General features: G+C 69.4%; 16 protein-coding genes. 8 read left to right on the top strand and 8 right to left on the bottom strand.

Going from position 1 to position 23,459, the window contains the following annotated elements; genetic code table 11:
- The 3 genes from AO501_RS14075 to AO501_RS14065 form a co-directional block, all read right to left on the bottom strand.
- Positions 1-1,155 (bottom strand): PE family protein (locus tag AO501_RS14075; RefSeq protein ID WP_055578307.1); only part of this gene is annotated, 1,155 nt, incomplete at its 3' end.
- 88 nt (positions 1,156-1,243) lie between these two features.
- Complete coding sequence (otsB, locus tag AO501_RS14070; RefSeq protein WP_055578306.1) at positions 1,244-2,374, bottom strand: trehalose-phosphatase; 1,131 nt, start codon at positions 2,372-2,374, stop codon at positions 1,244-1,246.
- A gap of 36 nt (positions 2,375-2,410) precedes the next feature.
- On the bottom strand, positions 2,411-3,628 hold the full coding sequence (locus AO501_RS14065; RefSeq protein WP_055578305.1) for a wax ester/triacylglycerol synthase domain-containing protein: 1,218 nt from the start codon (positions 3,626-3,628) through the stop codon (positions 2,411-2,413).
- 232 nt (positions 3,629-3,860) lie between these two features.
- Here AO501_RS14065 and AO501_RS14060 point away from each other — a divergent pair, with 232 nt between their 5' ends.
- Positions 3,861-7,154, top strand: coding sequence for an error-prone DNA polymerase (locus AO501_RS14060; protein WP_055578304.1), 3,294 nt, complete (start codon positions 3,861-3,863; stop codon positions 7,152-7,154).
- Between the two features lie 22 nt (positions 7,155-7,176).
- Here AO501_RS14060 and AO501_RS14055 read toward each other — a convergent pair whose 3' ends face one another.
- The gene (locus AO501_RS14055) at positions 7,177-7,587 is read right to left on the bottom strand and encodes a TIGR03667 family PPOX class F420-dependent oxidoreductase (protein ID WP_055578313.1); all 411 of its coding nucleotides are present in this window, start codon (positions 7,585-7,587) and stop codon (positions 7,177-7,179) included.
- Positions 7,588-7,610: 23 nt separating this feature from the next.
- Between AO501_RS14055 and AO501_RS14050 the strand changes: the two genes are divergently transcribed.
- The gene (locus AO501_RS14050; protein ID WP_055578303.1) at positions 7,611-8,249 is read left to right on the top strand and encodes a nitroreductase family protein; all 639 of its coding nucleotides are present in this window, start codon (positions 7,611-7,613) and stop codon (positions 8,247-8,249) included.
- A 379-nt stretch (positions 8,250-8,628) separates the two neighbouring features.
- Here AO501_RS14050 and AO501_RS14045 read toward each other — a convergent pair whose 3' ends face one another.
- Positions 8,629-9,093, bottom strand: a complete 465-nt coding sequence (locus AO501_RS14045) for a tRNA (cytidine(34)-2'-O)-methyltransferase (protein ID WP_055578302.1) — start codon at positions 9,091-9,093, stop codon at positions 8,629-8,631.
- A 132-nt stretch (positions 9,094-9,225) separates the two neighbouring features.
- Between AO501_RS14045 and AO501_RS14040 the strand changes: the two genes are divergently transcribed.
- The 6 genes from AO501_RS14040 (at position 9,226) to AO501_RS14015 (ending at position 15,676) form a co-directional block, all read left to right on the top strand.
- A complete protein-coding gene (locus AO501_RS14040; RefSeq protein WP_055578301.1) occupies positions 9,226-10,923 on the top strand; it encodes an alpha/beta hydrolase domain-containing protein in 1,698 nt (565 codons plus the stop codon).
- 219 nt (positions 10,924-11,142) lie between these two features.
- Entirely contained in the window at positions 11,143-13,779 is a 2,637-nt protein-coding gene (locus AO501_RS14035; protein WP_231752487.1) for an ATP-binding protein, read from the top strand.
- Positions 13,776-14,207, top strand: coding sequence for a roadblock/LC7 domain-containing protein (locus tag AO501_RS14030; RefSeq protein WP_055578300.1), 432 nt, complete (start codon positions 13,776-13,778; stop codon positions 14,205-14,207). The genes AO501_RS14035 and AO501_RS14030 overlap by 4 nt, the downstream gene beginning before the upstream one ends.
- Positions 14,183-14,557, top strand: a complete 375-nt coding sequence (locus AO501_RS14025; RefSeq protein ID WP_055578299.1) for a DUF742 domain-containing protein — start codon at positions 14,183-14,185, stop codon at positions 14,555-14,557. Before AO501_RS14030 ends, AO501_RS14025 begins: the two co-directional genes overlap by 25 nt.
- Positions 14,538-15,125: a GTP-binding protein gene (locus AO501_RS14020; protein ID WP_055578298.1), complete on the top strand. Its 588-nt coding sequence runs from the start codon at positions 14,538-14,540 to the stop codon at positions 15,123-15,125. The genes AO501_RS14025 and AO501_RS14020 overlap by 20 nt, the downstream gene beginning before the upstream one ends.
- 5 nt (positions 15,126-15,130) lie before the next feature.
- On the top strand, positions 15,131-15,676 hold the full coding sequence (locus tag AO501_RS14015) for a pentapeptide repeat-containing protein (RefSeq protein WP_156452549.1): 546 nt from the start codon (positions 15,131-15,133) through the stop codon (positions 15,674-15,676).
- Positions 15,677-15,770: 94 nt separating this feature from the next.
- On the opposite strand, the gene AO501_RS14010 is transcribed toward AO501_RS14015, so the two are convergent.
- From AO501_RS14010 to AO501_RS14000, 3 genes are all read right to left on the bottom strand, one after another.
- Positions 15,771-18,119 (bottom strand): ATP-binding cassette domain-containing protein, encoded by a 2,349-nt coding sequence (locus tag AO501_RS14010; RefSeq protein WP_055578296.1) that lies wholly within the window; start codon positions 18,117-18,119, stop codon positions 15,771-15,773.
- Positions 18,120-18,206: 87 nt separating this feature from the next.
- A complete protein-coding gene (locus AO501_RS14005; protein WP_055578295.1) occupies positions 18,207-20,600 on the bottom strand; it encodes an ATP-binding cassette domain-containing protein in 2,394 nt (797 codons plus the stop codon).
- A 29-nt stretch (positions 20,601-20,629) separates the two neighbouring features.
- Positions 20,630-23,287, bottom strand: a complete 2,658-nt coding sequence (locus AO501_RS14000; protein WP_055578294.1) for an FHA domain-containing protein — start codon at positions 23,285-23,287, stop codon at positions 20,630-20,632.
- Between the last annotated feature and the right edge of the window lie 172 nt (positions 23,288-23,459).

Raw genomic sequence — 23,459 nt, 5'->3', positions numbered from 1 at the left:
CCCGCCGGCACCGGCCCCGCCCCACAGCAGTCCGGCGCTCTGACCGGCCCCGCCGGTGCCGCCGCCGCTGCCATCGCCGCTCGCCAGGGGGCCCTGACCGGCGTTGAATCCACCCCAGGCGATTCCCCCATCTGCGCCGTCACCGCCACCGCCGCCGGCTCCACCGCCGCCACCGAACAATCCGGCGGTCCCGCCGGCGCCGCCGCTGCCGGCACCGCCCGCATCGCCGCCGGTTCCCAGGAAGGCACGCGCGGCGCTCGTCCCGGCGTTTCCTCCGGCACCGGCGTTGCCGCCCCCGCCGCCGCTCCCGCCGTCGCCCCAGGCCAGTCCACCGCGGCCGCCGGTCCCACCACCGCCTGCGGTTCCGCCATGACCGCCGACGCTGTTGTTCGCGGTCGACAACCCGCCGGCCGCGCCGTCTCCGCCGTGGCCGCCGGCCCCGCCGTTGCCGCCCAGCAGTCCCGCCGCGCCACCGGCTCCGCCACTACCGCCGTCACCTCCGGCCTGGCCGAGGCCGGCGCCCGTTGCCCCGGCCACGCCGCTGCCGCCGGCCCCGCCGGCGCCGCCGTTGCCCCATAGCCAACCGCCGGCGCCTCCGGACCCACCACTGCCGCCGGCCGCGCCGGCCGTAGCGCCACTACCGCCCGTCCCGCCCGCACCGCCGTTGCCGATCAGTCCCGCGGCGCCCCCGCTCCCGCCGGCCGCCCCGGAACCAGCCGCCTGGGAATAGCCGTTGCCGCCGTTGCCGTACAACAGCCCACCCGCGCCACCGTTCGGGCTGGTCGCCGTCCCGTTGGCGCCGTCGCCTATCAGCGGTCGCCCCAGCAGCGCCTGGGTGGGTGCGTTGATCGCGTCCAACAGCGTCTGCTGGACGTTGGTGGCTTCGGCAAGTGCATAGGCGCCGGCCCCGGAGTTCAGTGCCTGGGCGAACTGCTGATGAAGCGCCGTCGCCTGCGCGCCGGCGGTTTGGAACGACAAGGCGTGCTGGCCGAATATCGCGGTGATCGCCTGTGAGATCTCATCGGCGGCAGCAGCCTGCAGTTGAGCGGTCGGGCCCAGGGCCGCGGTACGGGCCGCGTCGACAGCGGATCTGATTGCTGCCAGGTCGGTTGCCGCGGAGGCCATCGATTCCGGATTTGCGAACACGAACGACATGGCAGTCCTCCCGATAGACTGCCGGGAGCGTAACGCCAAACGGAACCCCGGGTGCTGCTTTTACCGCAGAATTCCGAAGAGCCGCAAGTTAATTCACGCCAGCGTCAGATAATTGCCGGGCCAGCCGAAGAGTGAATTCGGCGGCTTGGGAGGGGCTGTCCAGAGCATACAGCGCCGCGGTGGCGCGATCGCCATCATCGTTGTGCCGCACCAGGATTGGGATGCCATCGCCGCGGACCGCATCGAACGCATCCTCATCGGTGATGTCATCGCCGAGATAGATCGGCAGCCGGGAACCCGCTTGCGCGCCAAGATGCTCCATCACCCAGCGCAGGGTCTTGCCCTTGTCCCAATCCAGATCCGGACGCAATTCGATGACTTCGCGTCCTGTCGTGACCCGCAGCGCGTCGCGCTGCCCGGCATTGCGCACCGCCGCGGCCACCTCCCCGACCCGGTCCCGTTCGGCATTGCGGTAGTGCACTGCGACGCCGAATCTCTTGTGCTCCACCACTACCCCGGGAATCGATCCGAGTTGCTCACGAAGTTCCGCCGCCGCCTGCTCCAGCACCGGGATGGCCGCGGCGGCTTCTTCGTTCTGGTGGTGGGTGCCGTCGGGTGCGGTGAGCTCGAACCCGTGGCTGCCGGCATACCAGATGCCCGGAAGGCCCACACGTGTGGAGACGTCGGCCAGGTCGCGGCCGCTGAGTATCGCGACCGGGCACTGCGCGGCCAGTTCCCGTAGTGCTTCGGATGCGCCCGCGACCGGCCGGGCCGCGTCGGGATCGTTCACGATGTCGGACAAGGTGCCGTCGAAGTCGAAGAACACCGCAGGGGCCCGGCCGGCGAGATCGACGGCGTGCACGGCATCGGGCAGTTCGGACATGCGCTTGTCACCGGTGCGCACCTCGACCTCACGAGGGTCGGCGACCACCGCGTCGGCGCCCGGGACGCGCTCGGGGCCGACCGCGATCACCAGCGCGAAACCGGCGTCGCGGGCGGCGGTGACACCGGCTGTGTCCGACGCGATGACGGCGCACCGACCAGGCCGGGTGGACAACCGCCGGGCCGCCTCGACCAGGCCGCCGGGCGCGCAGACGGCGGTGCCGACATGCACGGAGCGCAGACGCTCGAGCAGCGGATGGGCGGGCGGCAGCGCCGCGTCGAACAACACCGCATCGTGGTGGCGTGGGTCGATTGTCACCGGCCCCGATTTTGGCATGCCCCACCTTCTCACGGTGGCCGATGCGGGTGTCGGTCAGTGGCGCACTCGGGCGGACGCCGGTGACGGCCGCCACCGCACCGCGCTGTTGGGTAGGGCGCGGCGCTTGCGTCGGCGGTCGAAAAGCACGACCGAGTCCCGGCCGAGCGCCGTCAGGCGCGCCACCCCCGATTCGATGCCGGCGGCAAGGATGTTCGGGTCGGAGTCATAGTCGGTGGTGATACCGAAGACGAGGTCGCTGCCGTAGCTCAGTACCGCGACCCCGGTGCCGTGTTGCGGCGCCGTCGGCGGGATCGGCAGTAGCCGCTCGAGCCGCCGGCCCATCAGCCACAACTGGTAGCGCGGTCCGGGGGGCGCGGTGGCCAGCGCGATCACGTCCTGCTGCGGGATTCGGGCCAGCGCGTGAATCATCTTGGCGCACAGCGCCAAAGGTGATTGGCCTGGAGATCGCCGGCTTGCCTGGGTGCGCACCGCGTGCAGCTGGGCAAAGGGGTCCCGGTGCTCGACGGGTAGGTGAGTCAACGGCGTGCCCAGAGTGCGCAGCGAATCTGCTTGTGGTTGTACGCCTCGACCGATGAGAACGGCGCGGAATCCCTCGGTGATCGCCGCCAGGGCGATGTCGTCGGAGGTCGCGCCGAACTTGCGGGCGATGTGGTCGACGGCGCCGCGGGGTACGACGACCGTCTGGTAGCGCAGGACGGTCGGCGGCGGACCGGCGGACGGCCAGGGTCGCAGGATGCCGGCCGCGGCGGAGAGGCCGTTGACGACGCGAGTCGCGGCCTGCCGCGTGGCGTCGGCCCAGCCGGGCGTGGGTTCGGGTGAGAAGGTAACTGCGGCAGTCGAATCACCGAAGGCGCCCCGGTCGTGGTCGCAGAGCCGGGCGAGCAGCTGGGCCGGGGACGGGTGCTGGTCCCGGCCCGCACCGACCTTGACCAGGATCGCCCAGCGGCCGTTCTGCAGGCCCTCGATGATCCAGCATTCGCAGAGCGGGAAGTCGGGTTCCAGCGGTCGTTCCAGGGCGTGGGCGATGGCTCGGAACAGTTCGCCGTCGTCACCTGGGGCCGGCAGCGCCACCCGTTGCAGGTGCGCGGTGATGTCTGATCCGGATGTAAAGCGTTCGGCCAGCAGATCTTTGATGTCGTGGGCTGGTGGGACGGGTCCGGCCAGGACGGCGACCGCAGCCGTCATGCCGATGTGCCGGTTCGAGTCCGGAGCCCGGGTGAGTCCCGTGCCCGCTGTCATCGGTTGTGCCATGCCCAGCCCCCGCCGTCGCCTTTTTCAATCTGTACCAGTATCCGGGTGGTGGGTGCACGTGGCGAGGTCTGTCAGGTTAAGAACATGTTTTTCCGATAAAGGTGCGTTTAACAGCGGTGATGCGGTGCCGTCAGATGCCGTTCGCAAATCTTTTCATCGCCGTTGCGAAGTTGTTCGGCAGTCCGCCTCGTTGTCCGTGGCGTATCGAACATTTGTTCGATAGACTGATATTATGGGTTGGTACCACGGACCCCCGAGCTGGGCCGAGATGGAGCGGGTGCTCGACGGCAAGCCACGCCATGCTGGTCAAGCGGCCCCGGTTGTGCCGGCCGGTGACGCTCCGCTCTCGCACAAGCGGGGGTCGTATACGGCAAGACCGGATGGGCGGCGGGTGCGCTCGTCGGTCGCCTACGCCGAGCTCCACGCGCATTCGGCGTACAGCTTCCTCGACGGGGCCAGCACGCCGGAGGAGATGGTCGAGGAGGCCGCCCGCCTGGGCCTGCGTGCCCTCGCGCTGACCGACCACGACGGCCTCTACGGGGCGGTGCGGTTCGCCGAAGCGGCCACCGAGCTCGGCGTGCGCACGGTGTTCGGTGCCGAGCTGTCGTTGTCTTCAGTGGCGCGCACCGAGCAGCCGGACCCGCCCGGTCCGCATCTGCTGGTGCTGGCGCGCGGTCCGGAAGGGTACCGACGGCTGTCCCGGCAACTGGCCGCCGCACACCTGGCCGGCGGTGAGAAGGGCAAGCTCCGCTATGACATCGACACGTTGACCGAGGCGGCCGGCGGGCACTGGCACATACTCACGGGATGCCGCAAAGGAGCTGTGCGACAGTCGCTTTCGGCGGGCGGCCCGGAAGCGGCGAAACGGGCGCTGGCCGATCTGGTGGATCGGTTCACCGCCGACCGGGTCAGTATCGAACTGACTCATCACGGTCAGCCGCTCGACGACGAACGCAACGCGGTGCTGGCCGAACTGGCGCCGCATTTCGGGGTCGGCGTCGTGGCCACCACCGGGGCCCATTTCGCGGGACCGTCGCGGCGCCGGCTGGCCATGGCGATGGGCGCCATCCGGGCCCGGCAATCCCTGGACGCCGCGGCCGGGTGGCTGGCCCCACTGGGCGGCTCGCATCTGCGCTCGGGCGAGGAGATGGCCCGGCTGTTCGCGCATGTGCCCTTTGGGGGCCCTGACGTGGTGGCCGCCGCCGCCGAACTCGGCGAGCAGTGCGCCTTCGGCCTGGCGCTGATCGCGCCGCAGCTGCCGCCGTTCGACGTACCCGACGGGCACACCGAGGACAGCTGGCTACGGACGCTGACCATGGCGGGCGCCGCCGACCGGTACGGCCCCGCGGACGTCGCCCTACGGGCGTATGCCCAGATCGAGCATGAGCTGAAAGTGATTGCTCAACTGCGGTTCCCGGGTTACTTCCTGGTGGTGCACGACATCACCCAGTTCTGCCGGCGCAACGACATTCTGTGCCAGGGCAGGGGATCGGCGGCTAACTCCGCGGTCTGTTACGCACTGGGGGTGACGGCGGTCGACCCGGTGGCCAACGATCTGCTGTTCGAGCGGTTCCTGTCACCCGCCCGCGATGGGCCGCCCGACATCGACATCGACATCGAGTCGGATCAGCGGGAACAAGTCATCCAGTACGTCTACGACAAATACGGCCGCGACTATGCCGCCCAGGTCGCCAACGTCATCACCTACCGGGCCCGCAGCGCGGTGCGCGACATGGCACGTGCCCTGGGGTTCTCGCAGGGGCAGCAGGACGCGTGGAGCAAACAGATCAGTCACTGGAGCGGGCAGCCCGCCGATATCGAGGGTATTCCGGAACAGGTTGTCGACCTGGCCGAGCAGATCCGGAACCTGCCGCGGCACATGGGCATTCACTCCGGGGGCATGGTGATCTGCGACCGCCCGATCGCCGACGTGTGCCCGGTGGAGTGGGCGCGCATGGAGAACCGCAGCGTCCTGCAGTGGGACAAAGACGACTGTGCGGCAATCGGTTTGGTGAAGTTCGATCTGCTGGGGCTGGGCATGCTCTCGGCGCTGCACTACGCCCGGGATCTGGTTGCCGAGCACAAGGGCATCGAGGTGGATTTCGCCAGGCTCGACCTCTCCGAACCCGCGGTGTACGAGATGCTGTCCCGGGCCGATTCGGTGGGCGTTTTCCAGGTTGAGTCGCGAGCCCAGATGGCCACCTTGCCGCGGCTGCGGCCCCGGCTTTTCTACGACCTGGTGGTGGAGGTAGCGCTGATCCGCCCCGGGCCCATCCAGGGCGGGTCGGTGCACCCCTACATCCGTCGGCGCAACGGCCTGGATCCGGTGGTCTACGACCATCCCTCCATGGAGCCGGCATTGCGGAAAACGTTGGGTGTGCCGCTGTTTCAGGAACAGTTGATGCAACTGGCGGTCGACTGCGCCGGCTTCTCCGCCGCCGAGGCCGACCAGCTGCGTCGTGCCATGGGGTCCAAGCGGTCGACCGAACGAATGCAACGGCTACGCGGCCGGTTCTACGAGGGCATGCGCTCCCTGCACGGTGCCTCCGATGACGTGATCGACCGGATCTACGAAAAGCTGCACGCATTCGCCAATTTCGGGTTTCCGGAAAGTCACGCGCTGTCCTTCGCGTCGCTGGTGTTCTACTCGTCGTGGTTCAAGTTGCACCACCCGGCGGCGTTCTGTGCCGCGCTGTTGCGCGCCCAGCCGATGGGCTTCTACTCGCCACAGTCGTTGGTGGCCGACGCACGCCGGCACGGGGTGCTGGTGCATGGTCCGGACGTCAACGCCAGCCTGGCCCACGCCACCTTGGAAAATGACGGAATGGAGGTCCGCCTCGGCCTTGGCGCCGTCCGCCATATCGGCGACGAGCTGGCCGAGAAGCTGGCCGAGGAGCGAAAAGCCAACGGCCCGTTCACCTCTCTGCTGGACCTGACCTCACGGCTGCAACTGTCCGTACCGCAGACCGAAGCGCTGGCGACGGCCGGAGCGCTGGGCTGCTTCGGCATGTCCCGGCGGGAAGGGCTGTGGGCGGCCGGGGCCGCGGCCACCCAACGGCCGGACCGGTTGCCCGGGGTGGGCTCGTCATCACATGTCCCGGAACTGCCGGGGATGAGTGAGCTGGAGCTGGCCGCCGCGGACGTGTGGGCCACCGGCGTCTCCCCGGACAGTTATCCGACCCAGTTCCTGCGGGCGGACCTGGACGCGATGGGAGTGGTGCCGGCGGCCGAGCTGGGTTCGGTGCCCGACGGGGACCGGGTGCTGATCGCCGGGGCGGTGACGCATCGGCAGCGGCCCGCGACCGCCCAGGGCGTGACGTTCGTCAACCTCGAAGACGAGACCGGGATGGTCAACGTGCTCTGTACGCCAGGGGTGTGGGCACGGCACCGCAAGCTCGCGCACACGGCGCCGGCGTTGCTGATCCGCGGCCAGGTGCAGAACGCCAGCGGTGCGATCACCGTCGTCGCCGAACGGTTGGGCCTCATCAGCCTGGCCGTCGGCTCGAAGTCCCGGGATTTCCGGTGACGCTTCGTCGCCGGACAGGCCGTCAGGCCGTCGGCGTGGTCCACACCTTGGTCGGCGTGATCCGCAGCCGGGTGCTGTAGGCGCCCATCGAGTCGGTGAGGCCAAACTGGTCGGACAATTCCCGGAACTTCGCCCAGTAAGGCTCGTCGTCACGGCAGTCGACGTCGGTGGCGTCCACCGCGGCCGTCCCGCCGACGACGATGATCCCGCCGCCGTTGCCGTCGGAGTCGAGGTTCAGGCTCACCTGAGGTCGCGCCTTGATGTGGGCGACCTTGGCGGCGCTGGGCATCGTGTACACGATCAGGTCAGCGCCGTCGAAGTAGAACCAGATCAGCCGCGGCACCGGCTGTCCCGACTTGGCGACCGTGGTCAGCCAGCCGTAGTGATCCGATTCGAGCCTGCTGGAAACCTCTTGCGACAGTTCGATACTCATGAGCTCAACGGTAGCCTCCACCTATGACCCTCAACTTGACCGTCGATGAAGTCCTGAGCACCACCCGCTCGGTCCGCAAACGCCTCGACTTCGACAAGCCGGTGCCGCGCGAGGTGTTGATGCAATGCCTCGACCTCGCCCTGCAGGCGCCCACCGGTTCCAATTCGCAAGGCTGGCAGTGGGTGTTCGTCGAAGACGCGGACAAGAAGAAGGCGATCGGCGACGTCTACCTGTCCAACGCCAGCGGCTACCTCAGCTCGCCGGCGCCGGAATACGACGACACCCGCGGCGAGCGGATGGGCAAGGTCCGCGATTCGGCGACCTACCTCGCCGAGCACATGCACGAGGCGCCGGTGTTGATGATCCCGTGCATCAGCGGCCGGGAAGAGAGCTCGCCGATCGGCGGCGTCTCCTTCTGGGCGTCGCTGTTCCCGGCGGTCTGGAGCTTCTGCCTGGCGTTGCGCTCGCGCGGTCTGGGCTCCTGCTGGACGACGCTGCACCTACTCAACGACGGCGAGCGCAAGGTGGCCGACATCCTGGGCATCCCCTACGACGAGTACAGCCAGGGCGGGCTGTTCCCGATCGCCTACACCAAGGGCACCGACTTCCGGCCGGCCAAGCGGTTACCGGCCGAAAGCCTCACGCACTGGAACAGCTGGTAAATCAGCCGGCCTGCCCTGTCCGGGCTGATTTGTCCCCCAGTTGTCCCCCAATCGGAGGACACGGAATTCATCCCGCTTTGTCCCCTATCGGGGGACACCGCGAGCGCCTCGAGTCCGGCAATGTAAGTGACAACAGAGACCAAGCTTCGCTCGAAAGGAAAGACCGAATGAGCCACGAAATCCTCTTCCAGGAGACCGAAGCCGTCTACACCGCGCCGGCTTTCCACGCCGAGGACTGCGCCTGATATCCGCGCCGCGTTAGCGGCGCCCCCGAGCTGTGGCACGTTTCCCCCCTGCCCCCCAACGTGCCCTGTGGAAAGCAGGCTCGTGCTTCATGCACGAGCCTGCTTCTGCATTTGCAGCCATCGAACGCCCCGCGTCAGATCGAGCCGCCATATCCCTGTTGCCGCCACGCCTCGTAGACGGCGACGGCCGCGGCGTTGGACAGATTCAGTGAGCGCCGCCCGGCCAGCATCGGGATCCGCACCCGTGCGGTGATGTGCGGGTCGGCCAGTGTGGCCGCATCCAGGCCGGTCGGCTCGGGCCCGAACATCAGCACGTCACCGGGTGTGTAGGCGATGTCCGCGAAGCGCGCCGTGGCCTGCGCGGTGAACGCGTAAACCCGGGCGCTACCGAGCGCCCGCCACGCCTGCTGCAGCGATTCGTGCACGGTCACCGAGGCCAGGTCGTGATAGTCCAGCCCGGCCCGGCGCAGTTTTGGCTCGGACAGGTCGAACCCCAACGGCTCCACGAGGTGCAGCTCGCATCCGGTGGCGGCGGCCGTGCGGATGGCGTTGCCGGTGTTCGGCGCTATGCGCGGGGAATAGAACAGCAGCCGAAACATGCGTCGATCATGGCAAAGCCGTCGGCTTGCCAAATTCTTGCGCCTTTCTTGGCGTCGCCGCCAAGCCGTCTCCAAGAACTCGCCAAGGGCTCTGCAGAAATCTTGGATCAGACCCACCGGGGAGGAGCCGAGATGTCAGTCGAGTCAGTTCAGGTGCACAACGTCTACCCGCACGCCGACAGCCGCTACGAGAACGTGGAGGCGACTGTCACCTTCGCCGTCGACCCCGAATACCGGTCGAATCAGCGCATCGCCGACCTGAAGCTGGCACCGCGCGACGCCGACGGGCTGGTCCGCTTCGACGCCGACCTGCGGCTGCTGCGCCCGGTGAGCGGCGGTAACGGCAAGCTGCTGTTCGTGGTGCCCAACCGCGGTGTCCCCACCAACGCGCCCTGGCTGAAGAACGGGTTCCTGCTCGAGCGCGGCTGGACCATCGCCTCGTGCGGCTGGCAGTGGGACGTGCAGCGTGGGCCGGCGATCCTGGGCCTCACCGCGCCGCAGGCCGACGTCGAACCCGGCTTCCTGCGCCTGGAGTGGCGCTCTGACACCGTCCGGGACGACCACCCACTCAGCTTCTCGGCGCCCGAGATCGAATCGATCCCCGGTGCGGAGGCGCTGTTCACCTTCACCGCGTACCCGACCGTCGACGTCGAGGACTCCGAAGCGGTGCTGACCGTACGCACCGCACCCGACGCCGAGCCGGTCACCGTTGCGCGGAACACCTGGCGCTTCACCGACGAGACCCACGTCGCCCTGGACGGCGGATTCCAGCCGTTTCACATCTACGAGCTGGTGTACCGGAGCGCGCTGGCCCCGGTCGCCGGCGCCGGTTTGCTGGCAATCCGCGATGTGGTTTCGCATCTGCGCGCGGACGGCATCACCCACACCTTCGCCTACGGAGTCTCCCAGGCGGGCCGGCTGCTGCGGCAGTTCCTGTCCGACGGCCTGAACGTCGACGAGTCCGGGATGCAGGTGTTCGACGGCGTGTTCAGCGACTTCGCCAGCGCCAACCGCGGCGAGTTCAACCACCGCTACGCCCAGCCCTCCACCCCGGGCAGGAGCAGCACCGAGGGCCCGTTCAACAGCGCCGACCTGCTGGCCCGGCAGCGCGAACTCGGGTGCGTGCCGAAGACGATCTTCACCAACAGCGCCACCGAGTACTGGCAGGGTGACGGCGCGCTGGTGCACGTCGACCCGGAAACCGGCGCCGACCTGCCCGAGGACCCCGACGTCCGCACCTACCTGCTCGCCGGCACCGACCACTTCGGCAGCAGCAAGATCAAGGACGCCCTGCCCGCCGCCAACCCGGTGCACCACCTCGACGTCACGCCGGTCGCCCGGGCGCTGCTGATCGCGCTGGAGAACTGGGTCGTCGACGGGATCGAGCCCCCGGCCAGCCGGGTGCCCAGGACCAGCGACGGCACCGCGGTGGCCCGCAAGGAGGTGCTGTCCGGCTTCGGCTACGCGAACACCCCCGCGCCTGCGTGGTTGCCATCGGCGGGACACGTCGACTTGGTCTCGGCGGTCGACGAGGACGGCAACGAGGTGGCCGGCATCCGGCTGCCCGCCGTCGCGGCGCCGCTGGCGGCCTACACCGGCTGGAATGCCCGCCGGTTCGTCGAGGACCTCCCGGACGTGATGTACGAGCGCATCGGCAGCAAGCTGCCGTTCCGGCCGGGGCGCCCGTCGGTGGCCGAGCGCTACGCCAGCCGCGACGACTACGCCGCCGCCGTCCGGTCCGCCGCGCAGGCCCTGGTCGCCCAACGGTTCCTGCTCACCGCGGAGGTTGAGTCGGTGGTGAAGAAGGCGGTCGCCGAGTACCCGGCCTGAGTTTGCCGGACCGTGACCTCATCGCGCGGGGGGTTTGCGGCGAACCTTATCTACTCAGTAACAATTATGGAGACCTCGGCTGGGGGCTGTCATACTCGTCGGATTGCCAGGCATACACGCCCGCGGCCATCTGCCGGCGAATAAAGCAGCAGGAAGTCTCATGAGTCTCTCGTTTCGCGCGACGCCACCGAAGGGTGCGGCCGGCCCGGCCGCCGGCACGTGACGATGTTCGCCCGCCCGACCAATCAGGTCGCGGCGGCTCCTCCCGTCCCGCCGTCCGTCACCCCGGCCAAGCCGGCCAAGCGCCCGCCGCGCTGGTCGCTGAGCAACTGGCCGGTGCGCTGGAAGGTGCTTGCGATCGCGCTGGTGCCGCTGCTGGTGGCGACGACGTTCGGCGCGTTGCAGGTCCGCAGCGCCATGGCCACCTCCGGCACTCTGCGTCTGGCCGCGGCGCGGGCCGACGTGATACCGACCATCACCAGATACATGTCGGCGCTCGACGTCGCCCTGCTGGCCAGCTCCACCGGCCGCGATGTCGAAGGCGCCAAGAAGAACTTCTCGGCCCGCAAGTACGAGTTGCAGACCCGGCTGGCCGACACCGACGTGATCCCCGACGTGCGCTCCGGGGTCAACACGCTGCTCAACGGCGGGCAGTCGCTGCTGGACAAGGTGCTCGACAACAGCATTGGCCTGCGCGACCGGATCACCACCTACGCGCCGCTGCTGCTGACCGCCGAGGACGCGATCAACGCGTCGGTGCACGTCGACAGCGAGCAGATCCGGGCGCAGGTGGAAGGGCTGAGCCGGGCCGTCGGGGCACGCGGGCAGATGACCATGCAGGAGATCCTGGTGACCAGGGGCGCCGACCTGCCCGAGCCGCAGCTGCGCACCGCGATGATCACCCTGGCCGGCACCGAGCCGTCCACCCTGTTCGGGATGAGTGAGGTGCTGGGCACCGGCTCACCGGACGCCAAGAACCTGCAGCAGCAGCTGGTGGCCCGGATGGCGATCATGTCCGACCCGGAGAGTTCGCTGGTGGACAACTCCGACCTGCTGCGCTCGATCCACACCACCCAGGGCATCGCCGAGCAGATCATCAACGACGCCACCTCGTCGGTGACGAACTCGGTGCAGAGCCAGGCGACGGCGCGACGCGACGCGGCCGTCCGCGACGCCGTGCTGGTGCTGGTCGCCATCGGGCTGGCGCTGGCGGTGGTGTTGCTGGTGGCGCGGGCCCTGATCAAGCCGCTGCGGGTGCTGCGCGACGGCGCTCTGAAGGTCGCGCACACCGACCTCGAGGGCGAGATCGACCGGATCCGGGGCGGCGCCGAGCCCATCCCGCAGCCGCTGGCGGTGTACACCACCGAGGAGATCGGGCAGGTCGCGCACGCCGTCGATGAACTGCACACCCAGGCTTTGCTGCTGGCCGGCGACGAGGCGCGGCTGCGGCTGCTGGTCAACGACATGTTCGAGACGATGTCGCGCCGTAGCCGGTCACTGGTCGACCAGCAGCTCTCGTTGATCGACCGGCTCGAGCGCAACGAAGAAGACCCCGAGCGGCTGGACAACCTGTTCCGGCTGGACCACCTGGCGGCCCGGCTGCGCCGCAACAGCGCCAACCTGCTCGTCCTCGCCGGCGCTCAGATCGGGCGTGACCAGCGCGAACCGGTCCCGCTCGCGACGGTGATCAACGCGGCGGTCTCGGAGGTCGAGGACTACCGACGGGTCGAGATCGCCGCGGTCGCGGACTGCACGGTGCTCGGTGGGGCGGCCGGCGGCATCATCCACCTGCTTGCGGAGCTGATCGACAACGCCTTGCGCTATTCGCCGCCGACCACCGCTGTCAAGGTGTCCGCCGTACGCGGCAGCGAGGGCGGCGTGCTGCTCCGCATCGCCGACGCCGGGCTCGGCATGACCGAGTCCGACCGGCGGATGGCGAACATGCGGCTGCAGGCCGGCGGTGAGGTCACCCCGGAGAACGCGCGGCACATGGGCCTGTTCGTGGTGGGCCGACTGGCCGCGCGGCACGGGCTGCGGGTCGGGCTGCGGGGACCGGCGGCGGGCGAGGCCGGCAGCGGTACGACGGCGGAGGTCTACCTGCCGCTCGCCGTGCTGGTCGAGGGCCAACAACAGCAGCAACAGCCGCCCCAGCGTCAGTTCTTCGCGGTGAAGCCGCCCGAGCCCGAACCGGCCGGGGTGCCGATGCAGACCGGCGAGACCGGCACGTCGGTGACGTCCCTGCCCCGGCGCAGCCCCGGGTCCAGCGGTATCACCGAGACCCCGGCGGCGGAGGTCCCGCCCGAGGTGCAGCCCAAGCGTCCGTTGCCCACGCCGTGGTGGGAGAAGGGATCCGCGCAGCCACCCGCGTCCGCACCGGAGCCCGCGCAGTCCGGGGCCGGCACGGCGTCGGACACCTCGGCGTTCTTCGCCCGGCGCCCGGCCCCCGCCCCAGCGCCCGCAGCCCGACCCGAGCCGCCCGACCTCACCCCGTCGGGCCCGCAGGACGACGACGTGATCTACCAGCGCATGTTGTCGGAGATCATGGGCGACCAAGACCCCCATCAGCTGGTCGACAGCCCCGACCTGGACTGGCAGACGGTGTGGGACCGCGGCTGGTCGGCGGCTGCCGAAGCCGAGAACAAGCCGGTGGAGTCGCGCACCGAGCACGGGTTGCCGATGCGTACGCCGGGAGCCCGCCTGGTGCCCGGCGCCGCGGAGGCCGACGAGCCGGTTGTCTCCAACGGCGGATTTCACGCCCGCGACCCCAACGCCGTCCGTACCTCGATCGGCAGCCATTTCAGCGGTGTGCGCTCCGCCCGGTCACACGCGCGCGATACCCGGGAAGGCGAGCAATGACGGTCCAATCGTCGTACAGCCCACTGGACTGGCTGGTGTCGAAATTCGTGCGAGAGGTGCCGGGGGTGGCGCACGCGTTGCTGGTATCGGTCGACGGGCTGCCGGTCGCGGCCAGCGAACACCTGCCGCGCGAGCGCGCCGACCAGTTGGCCGCGGTGGCATCCGGGCTGGCCAGCCTGGCCAGCGGCGCGGCTCAGCTGTTCGAGGGCGGACAGGTGCTGCAGTCGGTGGTCGAGATGCAGAACGGGTTCCTGCTGCTGATGCGTGTCGGCGACGGCTCGCATCTGGCCACGCTGGCGATGCCGTCGTGCGATATCGGTCAGATCGGGTACGAGATGGCCATCCTTGTCGAACAGGTGGGCAACGTGGTGCAGTCCGCCCGCCGCGCCGAGTCCGGACCGCAATGGACGAACGCGAGCCGCCGGTAACCGCCGGCGGGCCGAACCTGGTCCGGCCGTACACTTTGACGGCCGGGCGGACCGGAACCGACGTCGACCTTCCGCTGGAGGCGCCGGTGCAGACCCTGCAGGCGGGGCTGGTTCACCAGTGGCCGGCCGGGGACACCCGCGGCAAGATCCTGCAGTTGTGCACCGCGAGCCCGTCGGTCGCCGAAATCTCGGCCCGGCTGGATTTACCGGTCGGTGTTGCGCGCGTCTTGGTCGGCGATCTGGTGACGGCCGGTTACCTTCGGGTGCACAGGACCTTGACCGACCGTTCGACCCGCGATGAGCGGCACGAGCTCATAGGAAGGACCCTGCGTGGCTTACGAGCACTCTGAAGGGGCTCCTGTGCAGCAGGACACCGCCTCGACGAAAATCGTCATCGCGGGCGGTTTCGGCGCGGGCAAGACCACTTTCGTCGGCGCGGTGTCGGAGATCATGCCGTTGCGGACCGAAGCGATGGTCACCGACGCCTCAGCCGGTGTGGACATGATCGAGGCCACCCCGGACAAGCGCACCACCACGGTCGCGATGGATTTCGGCCGCATCACCCTGGCCGAGGATCTGGTGCTCTACCTGTTCGGCACGCCGGGCCAGCGCCGGTTCTGGTTCATGTGGGACGACCTGGTGCGGGGCGCGATCGGCGCGATCGTGCTGGTCGACGTCCGGCGGCTGCAGGACAGCTTCGCGGCGGTGGACTTCTTCGAACACCGCCGGCTGCCGTTCGTGGTCGCGGTCAACGAGTTCGACGGCGCGCCGAGGTATCCGGTCGGTGAGGTGCGCAAGGCGCTGACCCTGCCGGACCACATCCCGGTGATCAGCGTCGACGCCCGCAACCGGCATTCGGCGCGCGACGCGCTGATCGCGGTGAGTGAATACGCGCTGGCCAGCCTGGCGAGCCACTGACCGCCTTGGAGTGGACCGACCGCGAGTTCACCGGTGAGGACTTCCGGGACGAGGATTTCAGCCGGCTGCACACCGAACGGGTCGTGTTCACCGAGTGTGACTTCAGCGGGGTGAACCTGGCCGAGTCCCGGCACCGCGGATCGGCCTTCCGCAACTGTGTGTTCACTCGAACTACGCTGTGGCACAGCAGTTTTGCGCAGTGCAGCATGCTTGGCTCGGTCTTCGCGCAGTGCCGGCTGCGGCCGGCGACGTTCGACGAGGTGGACTTCACGCTGGCGGTACTGGGCGGCAACGACCTGCGCGGGGTCGACCTCAGCGGGTGCCGGCTGCGCGAAACCAGCCTGGTGGAGACCGACCTGCGCAAGAGTGTGTTGCGCGGCGCCGATCTGCGCGGCGCCCGCACCACGGGCACCCGGCTGGATGACGCCGACCTGCGGGGCGCCAGCGCCGACCCGGCCTTGTGGACCACCGCGTCGTTGACGGGCGCCCGCATCGATGTGCCGCAGGCGCTGGCGTTCGCCTTGGCGCACGGCCTGCGCCTGGACGCCTGAGAGGTGGCGCGAGCAGACGCAAAATCGCACTCCGCGAAGCGGATTCGTGCGATTTTGCGTCTGCTCACCCCACTGGGTGCCCGCGCAACCTCACTCAGCGGCGCAGGCGGATTCGCCACCACACCAGGCCGGAGTAGACCGCGGCCAATACCGCGAGCATCGCCATGTCGAGCAGCCAGGCCCCCGTCGAGTGGTTCCAGTGGCTGTCCTTCGGGCTGAACTCGCTGGGCTGCACCTGGTTCAGGTCGATGGTCGACGCGCAGGCAGCGAAACCCCACCGCGCCGGGGTCAGCCAGGATAGCTGGTCGATCACCGCCCGGTCGGTCACCGGGATCACCCCGCTGGAGAACACCAGCTGCGCCATGATGGCCACCACCAGCAGCGGCAGGATGTGGTCGCTGGTGCGGGCCACCGCCGACAGCAGCATCCCGATGATCGCCGCGACGATGCACGTCGCGGCCACCGCTACGTACAACTCGAGGGTGGGACTGCCCAGCAGCACCGCCCCGTGTTTCGGGGTGCCCTTGCCGATCACTGTGATCGTGGTGGCGATCACCGTCTGGGCGATGGCGAACGCGCAGAACACGCCGATCTTGGCCAACAGGTACGCCTTGGTCGAGAGCCCGAACGCCTGTTCCCGGTGGAAGATGGGACGCTCGCCGACCAGGTCGCGGATGGTCAGCGCAGTGCCCATGAAGACCGCGCCCATGCAGAGCAGGACCAGAATCTGTGCCGGTTCGGCCGGGCTCTTGCCATGCGGGTCGGCCAGGCCGAACCCGCTCTGCCCGGGCACCGTCAGCGTGAGCAGCCCGATGAGGAACGGCAGCACCGCGAGGAACACCGTGTACCAGCGGTCGGACACCACCAGCCGAACCTGCCGGCGCGCGAGGGTCCAGAGCTGACGCCGCACCTGGATGTGTACCGGCTCGCCCAGGTCCCGCGGCTGGGCGGCCGGCGATTCCGGCTCCGGCCGGCGCTGGGCCAGAAAGCGCTGCTTGGCTTCGTCGGGATCGGCGCCCACCTTGATGAAGATCTCGGCCCAGTTGGTGGTGCCCATGACGGGTGCGACGCCGTCGGGTGGGCCGAAGTAGGCCGTCTTGCCGCCGGGGGCCAGCAGTAGCAGCTGATCGCACAGGTCGAGGTGGGCCACCGAGTGCGTGACCACCAACACCGTGCGACCGGCGTCGGCGAGCTGGCGCAGCATCATCATCACCTGGGAATCCAGCGCCGGGTCCAGGCCGGTGGTCGGTTCATCCAGGATCAGCAGCGACGGGCCGGTGAGCAGCTCCAGGGCGACCGACGCGCGTTTGCGCTGGCCGCCGGAAAGCTTGTCCACCCTGGTGTCGGCATGCTCGGTGAGGTTCAACTCATCGAGCACCCGGGCGACCGCCGCGGTGCGGTCGGCCGGGCTGGTGTCCGGGGGCAGGCGTAGCTCAGCGGCGTAGCCGAGGGCCTGGTTGACCGTGAGCTGGCGGTGCACGACGTCGTCCTGGGGCACCATCCCGATCCGGGTTCGCAGCGTCGCGTACTGGGCGTGGATGTCGTGTCCCTCGAAGGTCACCGAGCCGGAACTCGGGCGGGTGTATCCGGCGAGCAGCCTTGCCAGCGTGGTCTTGCCCGCACCGGAGCCGCCGATGATGGCGGTCAGGGTGCCGGGCCGGGCGCTCAGCGAGATGGTGTCGAGCAACTCCTTGCCGTCGGCGCTGAACTGGACGCCGTTGACTTCCAGGCCGCCGGTGCCGCCGGCGGACTGCGGGACCAGGGCGTCGCCGGTGAAGTTCAGGTCGACGTTGCCGACGGTGACGACATCCCCCCGGCGCAGGGTCGCGGACCCGACCCGCACGCCGTTGACGAACGTCCCGTTGACGCTGCGGGAGTCCCGTATCTCGGTACCGAGGTGGGTCGGCACCAGGAACGCGTGATGGCGCGAGGCCAGCACGTCGGGCACGACGATGTCGTTGTCGCCGGCCCGCCCGATCGTCGCGCAGTGGTCGCCGGCCGGGATGGGCTGCGTTCGCGGGGCCGGCCGGCTCGGTGGGGCCGGCAGCGGGGACTGCGGAACGGTGGGCGGGTCCGCCGGGCGTCGCTGATGCATGGTGGGCAGGGGAGCGGTCGTCGGCGCCGCGCCGTCAAATGACCGCCCGACGCCGAAGGTCAGGCACGGCCCGTCCGGGTTGCCGACGTTGATGCGCTGGCCGTCGCAGATGTCGATGACCCGGGCCCGGCGCCGCGCAACGAATGTGCCCTGCCGCGAGGAGTTGTCGATGGCCCGCCACCGGCCGTTGCCGAAGCGCAGCAGCAGGTGCCGGCGCGAGATCAGCGGGTGGCTGACCCGCACGTCAGCGCGCAGATCACTTCCGACAATAACGTCGTGACCTGCGGTGAAAGTATGTTCCGCCCCGTTGGCCCGCACTGTGAGCACCGGCGGCGCCGCCGCATTCATCCCTGTGAGAGTTAGCCGCCGGCGCCGGGGCCAAACATATGAAAACCCCCAGCGCGTCCCCGGAGACCGTTGGTGACAGCGCGCCCGTCACCGCCGCTTGAGCCGGATCCTCCACCACACGACGAGGCTGTAGACCACCGACAGAACGGCCAGCATCGCCATGTCGAACAGCCAGGCCGGGCGGGAGTGGGTCCAGTGGCTGTCCTCCGGGCTCAGTGAACCGGGCACCAGTTCGCGCAGGTTGACCGTGGCCGCCGAGGCTGCGTACCCCCACCGCGCGGGTATCGCCCACGACATCTGGTCCAGACCGACCCGGTCGGTCACCGGGATCATGCCGCCGGCGAGCACCAGCTGCAGCATCAGCGACACCACCAGCAGCGGCATGATCTGTTCGTTGGACCGGGCGACCGACGACAGCAGCAACCCGACGACCGCCGAGGCGACACAGGTGGCGGCGACCGTGGTGAACAGCTCGAAGCTGGGATTGCCCAGCACCAGCGCCTTCTGGGTGGGAGCACCCTTGCCCACGATCACGATGGCGGTGGCGATCGCGGCCTGCAGGACCGCGAACACGATGAACACCGTGAGCTTGGCGCCCAGATACGCCCACGTGGACAGGCCGACCGCCTGTTCGCGCTGGAAGATCGGGCGCTCCCCGATCAGGTCGCGGATGGTCAGCGCGGTGCCCATGAAGACGGCGGCGATGGAGAGCAGCGTCAGGATCTGGGCGGCCTCGTCGGGGGTATTGCTGGTTGGCGAGGCCATCCCGAACCCGGTGTTGCCGGGCACGGTCAGCGCCAGGCCTCCCAGGATGAACGGCAGCACCGCCAGGAAGATGAAGTAGGCGCGGTCGTTGACCACCAGCCGGACCTGGCGGCGGGTAATCGTGGAGAACTGGCGTCGCACGCTGGTGTGGGCGGGCGCGCCGAGGTCGCCCGGCGCCGCTGCCGCGGGGGTCGGCGGTGGTTGCTTCTGGGCCAGGAACCGCCGGTTCGCCTCGTCGGGGTCCGCGCCGACCTTGGCGAAGATGTGCGCCCAGTTGGTGGTGCCCATCACGTCGCCGATCTGGCCCGGCGGCCCCAGATACGCCGTCTTGCCGCCTGGCGCCATCAGCAGCACCTGGTCGCAGACGTCCAGGTAGGTCAGGGAGTGGGTGACCACCAGCACCACCCGGCCGGCGTCGGCGAGTTGTCGCAGCATCGTCATGACCTGCAGGTCCAGCGCGGGGTCCAGGCCCGACGTGGGTTCGTCGAGGATCAGCAGGGACGGCCCGGTGAGCAGCTCCAGTGCCACCGACGCGCGCTTGCGCTGGCCACCGGAGAGGTTGTCGACCCGGGTTTCGGCGTGCTTGGTCAGCCCGAGTTCGTCGAGGACCTGCGCCACCACCTGCTCGCGGTCCTCTTTGCTGGTGTCGGGGGGCAGGCGCAGCTCGGCCGCGTAGCTGAGAGCCTGGTTGACCGTCAGCTGCCGGTGCACGACGTCGTCCTGCGGGACCATCCCGATCCGGCTGCGCAGCGACGCGTACTGCTGGTGAATGTCGTGGCCCTCGAAGGTCACCGCGCCCGAGCTCGGGGTGGTGTTACCTGCGATGAGCCGCGAAAGGGTGCTCTTTCCGGCGCCGGAACCCCCGATGATCGCGGTCAGCGTGCCTGGCCGAGCCGTCATCGACACGTTGTCCAGCAGCCGGTTGTTGTTGATCGAGAAGATGATGTCGCGGACCTCGAGGCCGCCGGTGCGGGTCGCGGCCTCGGTGCGCCGCACCAGGATGCCGCCGACGAACGCCAGGTCGACGTTGCCGATGGTGACCACGTCGCCCTCGGTCAGGATCGCCGAGCCGACCCGGATGCCGTTGACGAAGGTCCCGTTGATGCTGTTCAGGTCGCGGATCTGGGCACCGGCCGGGCTGGGGGACAGCTGCGCGTGGTAGCGCGATGCCAGCACGTCAGGGATGACGATGTCGTTGTCGGAGGCCCGGCCGATGCGGGCGGCCGCGGTCGGGGCGGCCGTGCCCGTCGCCTGGTTCGGAACCCGGACCGTGCCGGCCTGAGACTGCGACACCGTGTCGTCCTGGCCCGGCGGCTGCGGGATCGTGGGGATGGCGGTGGTACGCGTGACGTCATCCAGGGCCAGCACCGGCACGCGTTCGGTCGGCGGTAACGCACCCACGTCGCCTCGGTAGTGCCCGACTTCGAAGGTGATGCGCGGACCGTCCGGCTGGCCCAGGTTGATGGTCTGGCCATCGCGGATGTCGAGTCCCGGCACCCGCTTGCCGTTGACGAAGATGCCGCTTTGCGAATTGTTGTCGATGGCCAGCCACCGGCCCTGGTGGAAGCGCAGTAGCAGGTGGGCACGGGAGATCAGGGGATGCGCGACGCGCAGGTCGGCGCGCAGGTCGCTGCCCACGACCACATCGGGTCCCGCCGCGAACTCGCGGTGTGAACGGTCTGATCGGACTGTCAGCACCGGCGCGGTTGTATTCATCCGGACAGATTAAGCGGCGAATGCCCGGGCTAACGGCGCTTCAGCCGGATCTTCCACCACACGATGCTGCTGTAGATGATGCACAACACCGCGAGCATGGCCATGTCGAACAACCAGGCGCTCGCCGTGTGATTCCAGTGCTGGTCTTTCGGGTCGGTCGGCCCGGGGGTGAGGCGGTGGGTGTCGATGGTCGACGACGCCGCCGCGTAACCCCATCTCGCCGGTGTGGCCCACGACAGCTGGTCCAGGCCGGTCCGGTTGGTCACCCAGATCATGCCGCCGGAGAACACCAGCTGGGACATGATCGCGGTGACCAGCAGCGGCATGATCTGGTCCTGGGACTTGGCGATCGCGGACAACGCCATGCCCAGGATCGCCGATGCCACACAGGTGGCGGCGACGGTGACGAACAGCTCGAATCGCACGTCACCCAGCAGCACCGCACCCGAGAGCGGCTTGCCCCAACCGACCACCGCGATGGTGGTCGCGATGAAGGCCTGCATGATGGCGAACGCGCAGAACACCACGATCTTGGCCGCCAGGTACGCGCCGGTGGACAGGCCGACGGCCTGCTCGCGCTTGAAGATCGGCCGTTCGCCGACCAGGTCGCGAATGGTCAGCGCGGTTCCCATGAACACCGCGCCGACGTTGAGCATGACCAGGATCTGCCCGGGCTGGTTGGGCGCACTGCTGAGGGGATCGGCCATGCCGAACCCGGTCTTGCCGCGAACCGTCAGCGTCAGCACGCCGATCAAGAACGGCAGCAACGCCAGGAACACCGTGTAACCACGGTCGGAGACCACCAGCCGGACCTGGCGGCGCGCGATGGTGGAGAACTGCCGGAACCCGTTGTTGTGCACCGGCTCGCCGAGGTCGGCGGCGGGGCTGGTCTGCGACGGACGCTCCGGCTCCCGGTTGCCTTCCCGGAAGCGGCGGTTGGCCTCGTCGGGGTCGGCGCCCACCTTGGTGAAGATGTCGGCCCAGTTGGTGGTGCCCATCGCCTCGCCGATCTGGTCCGGCGTACCCAGGAATGCGGTCTTGCCGCCGGGCGCCAGCAACAGGATCTGGTCGCACACGTCGAGGTAGGACACCGAGTGGGTGACCACCAGCACCACGCGGCCGGCATCGGCCAACTGGCGCAGCATCATCATCACCTGCCGGTCCAGTGCCGGGTCCAACCCGGACGTCGGCTCGTCCAGGATCAGCAGCGACGGTCCGGTGAGCAGTTCGAGGGCGACCGACGCCCGCTTGCGCTGGCCGCCGGACAGCTTGTCCACCCTGGTCTCGGCGTGCTTGGTCAGTTCCAGTTCCTCGAGGACCTGAGCGACCACCTGTGCGCGGTCGGCCTTGCTGGTGTCGGGGGGCAGTCGCAACTCGGCGGCGTAGCCCAGCGCCTGGCTGACGGTCAGCTGCCGGTGCACCACGTCGTCCTGCGGGACCATACCGACCCGGCTGCGCAGCGAGGCGTATTCGGCGTGGATGTCGTGGCCCTCGAAGGTCACGTTGCCGGTGGTGGGACTGGTGTAGCCGGCGATCAGACGCGACAGCGTGGACTTGCCCGCGCCCGACCCGCCGATGATCGCGGTCAGCGTGCCCGGCCGGGCGGTCAGCGAAATGTGGTCGAGCAGTTGCTTGCCGCCCTCGACGGTGAACGTCACCGAGTTGACTTCCAGGCCGCCGGTTCGCGACGCCACGGCGGTGCGGCGTGCCAGCGTGCCCCCGGTGAACGTCAGGTCGACGTTGCCGATGGTGACCAGGTCGCCTTCGGTGAGGATCGCCGACCCGACCCGCACCCCGTTGACGAAGGTGCCGTTGACGCTGTTGTTGTCGCGGATCTCCGCACCCAGCGGCGTGAGCGTGAGGAACGCGTGGTGCCGCGAGGCGAGCACGTCCTGGATGACGATGTCGTTGTCGGTGGAGCGGCCGATGGTGACCGAACCGACTGGCTTCTCGTGGGTGCCCGTGCCCAGCAGGGCCTGGAACATCTTGGTGGCGATGTTGCCCTGTTCGGGCGGCTTCGCCCCGACCGGCGGGCCCGGTAGACGGCCCGGCGGCCGGAACGGTGCCTGCGGAGTCGGCGGCGGATGCGGGATGTGCGAAGACGACGCCGGGTGCGGTGGTGGCCCGCTCGACGGGTATCCGGGCGGCGCCCACGGAGCCCCGCTGCTCGGATACATCGGTTGACCCGGCGGCGGCGGTGGGGGACCCCCGGAACCCTGCCGTCCCGGCAGCGGTCCCACCCAGGTGGCCTGTCGACCGCTCGGCGGTGGGGGATGCCCCGGCCCGCCGGGTGGCACGGGACCGGAAGGTCCGGCCGGTCCTGACGGCTGCAGGATCGGCAGCGATTCGGTTTGCGGTGGGCGTCCGGCCGGGCCGCGGTGCCGTCCGACTTCGAAGATGAGCAGCGGCCCGTCCGGGTTGCCGATGTTGACCGTCTGGCCGTCGCTGATGTCGACCACCGGCACCCGCCGACCGTTGGCGTAGGTGCCGTTGAGCGAGTTGTTGTCGATAGCCAGCCAGCGGCCCTGGTCGAAGCGCAGCAGCAAATGGGCGCGCGAAATCAACGGATGGGTTATGCGCATGTCGGCGCGCAGGTCGCGGCCGACGACCACGTCGTGGCCCGCCGCGAACGTGCGCTCCGACCCGTCGTATCGAACGGTCAGCGCCGGCGGGGCGGGTGGAGGCATCGCACCAACTTTAGCTCCTGGGAATCCCGCGCAGCCGACCACGGCAAGCCGGAGCACGACCGCGGGATGGCGGGACGGTCCCGGGGTTTCCCGGCCCATTGTGCACTTTGCACAGTCTCCACGAATTCAATTGGTTATTCCGCCCTTGAGTCGCGGGGACGGAGCCGGGAAT

The organism is Mycobacterium gordonae, from assembly GCF_001417955.2.
Taxonomy (GTDB): domain Bacteria; phylum Actinomycetota; class Actinomycetes; order Mycobacteriales; family Mycobacteriaceae; genus Mycobacterium; species Mycobacterium gordonae_B.
Note: the sequence above shows the minus strand (reverse complement) of the source record. Positions and strands in the feature narration are given on the sequence as shown.

Bases quoted from the DNA above. Each gene is read 5' to 3' on its own strand.
- AO501_RS14050 (WP_055578303.1), top strand. From the start codon at position 7,611: ATGACCCTCAACTTGACCGTCGATGAAGTCCTGAGCACCACCCGCTCG.
- otsB (WP_055578306.1), bottom strand. From the start codon at position 2,374: ATGCCAAAATCGGGGCCGGTGACAATCGACCCACGCCACCACGATGCG.
- AO501_RS14040 (WP_055578301.1), top strand. From the start codon at position 9,226: ATGTCAGTCGAGTCAGTTCAGGTGCACAACGTCTACCCGCACGCCGAC.
- AO501_RS14025 (WP_055578299.1), top strand. From the start codon at position 14,183: ATGGACGAACGCGAGCCGCCGGTAACCGCCGGCGGGCCGAACCTGGTC.
- AO501_RS14005 (WP_055578295.1), bottom strand. From the start codon at position 20,600: ATGAATACAACCGCGCCGGTGCTGACAGTCCGATCAGACCGTTCACAC.
- AO501_RS14000 (WP_055578294.1), bottom strand. From the start codon at position 23,287: ATGCCTCCACCCGCCCCGCCGGCGCTGACCGTTCGATACGACGGGTCG.
- AO501_RS14045 (WP_055578302.1), bottom strand. From the start codon at position 9,093: ATGTTTCGGCTGCTGTTCTATTCCCCGCGCATAGCGCCGAACACCGGC.
- AO501_RS14060 (WP_055578304.1), top strand. From the start codon at position 3,861: ATGGGTTGGTACCACGGACCCCCGAGCTGGGCCGAGATGGAGCGGGTG.
- AO501_RS14010 (WP_055578296.1), bottom strand. From the start codon at position 18,119: ATGAATGCGGCGGCGCCGCCGGTGCTCACAGTGCGGGCCAACGGGGCG.
- AO501_RS14065 (WP_055578305.1), bottom strand. From the start codon at position 3,628: ATGGCACAACCGATGACAGCGGGCACGGGACTCACCCGGGCTCCGGAC.
- AO501_RS14030 (WP_055578300.1), top strand. From the start codon at position 13,776: ATGACGGTCCAATCGTCGTACAGCCCACTGGACTGGCTGGTGTCGAAA.
- AO501_RS14055 (WP_055578313.1), bottom strand. From the start codon at position 7,587: ATGAGTATCGAACTGTCGCAAGAGGTTTCCAGCAGGCTCGAATCGGAT.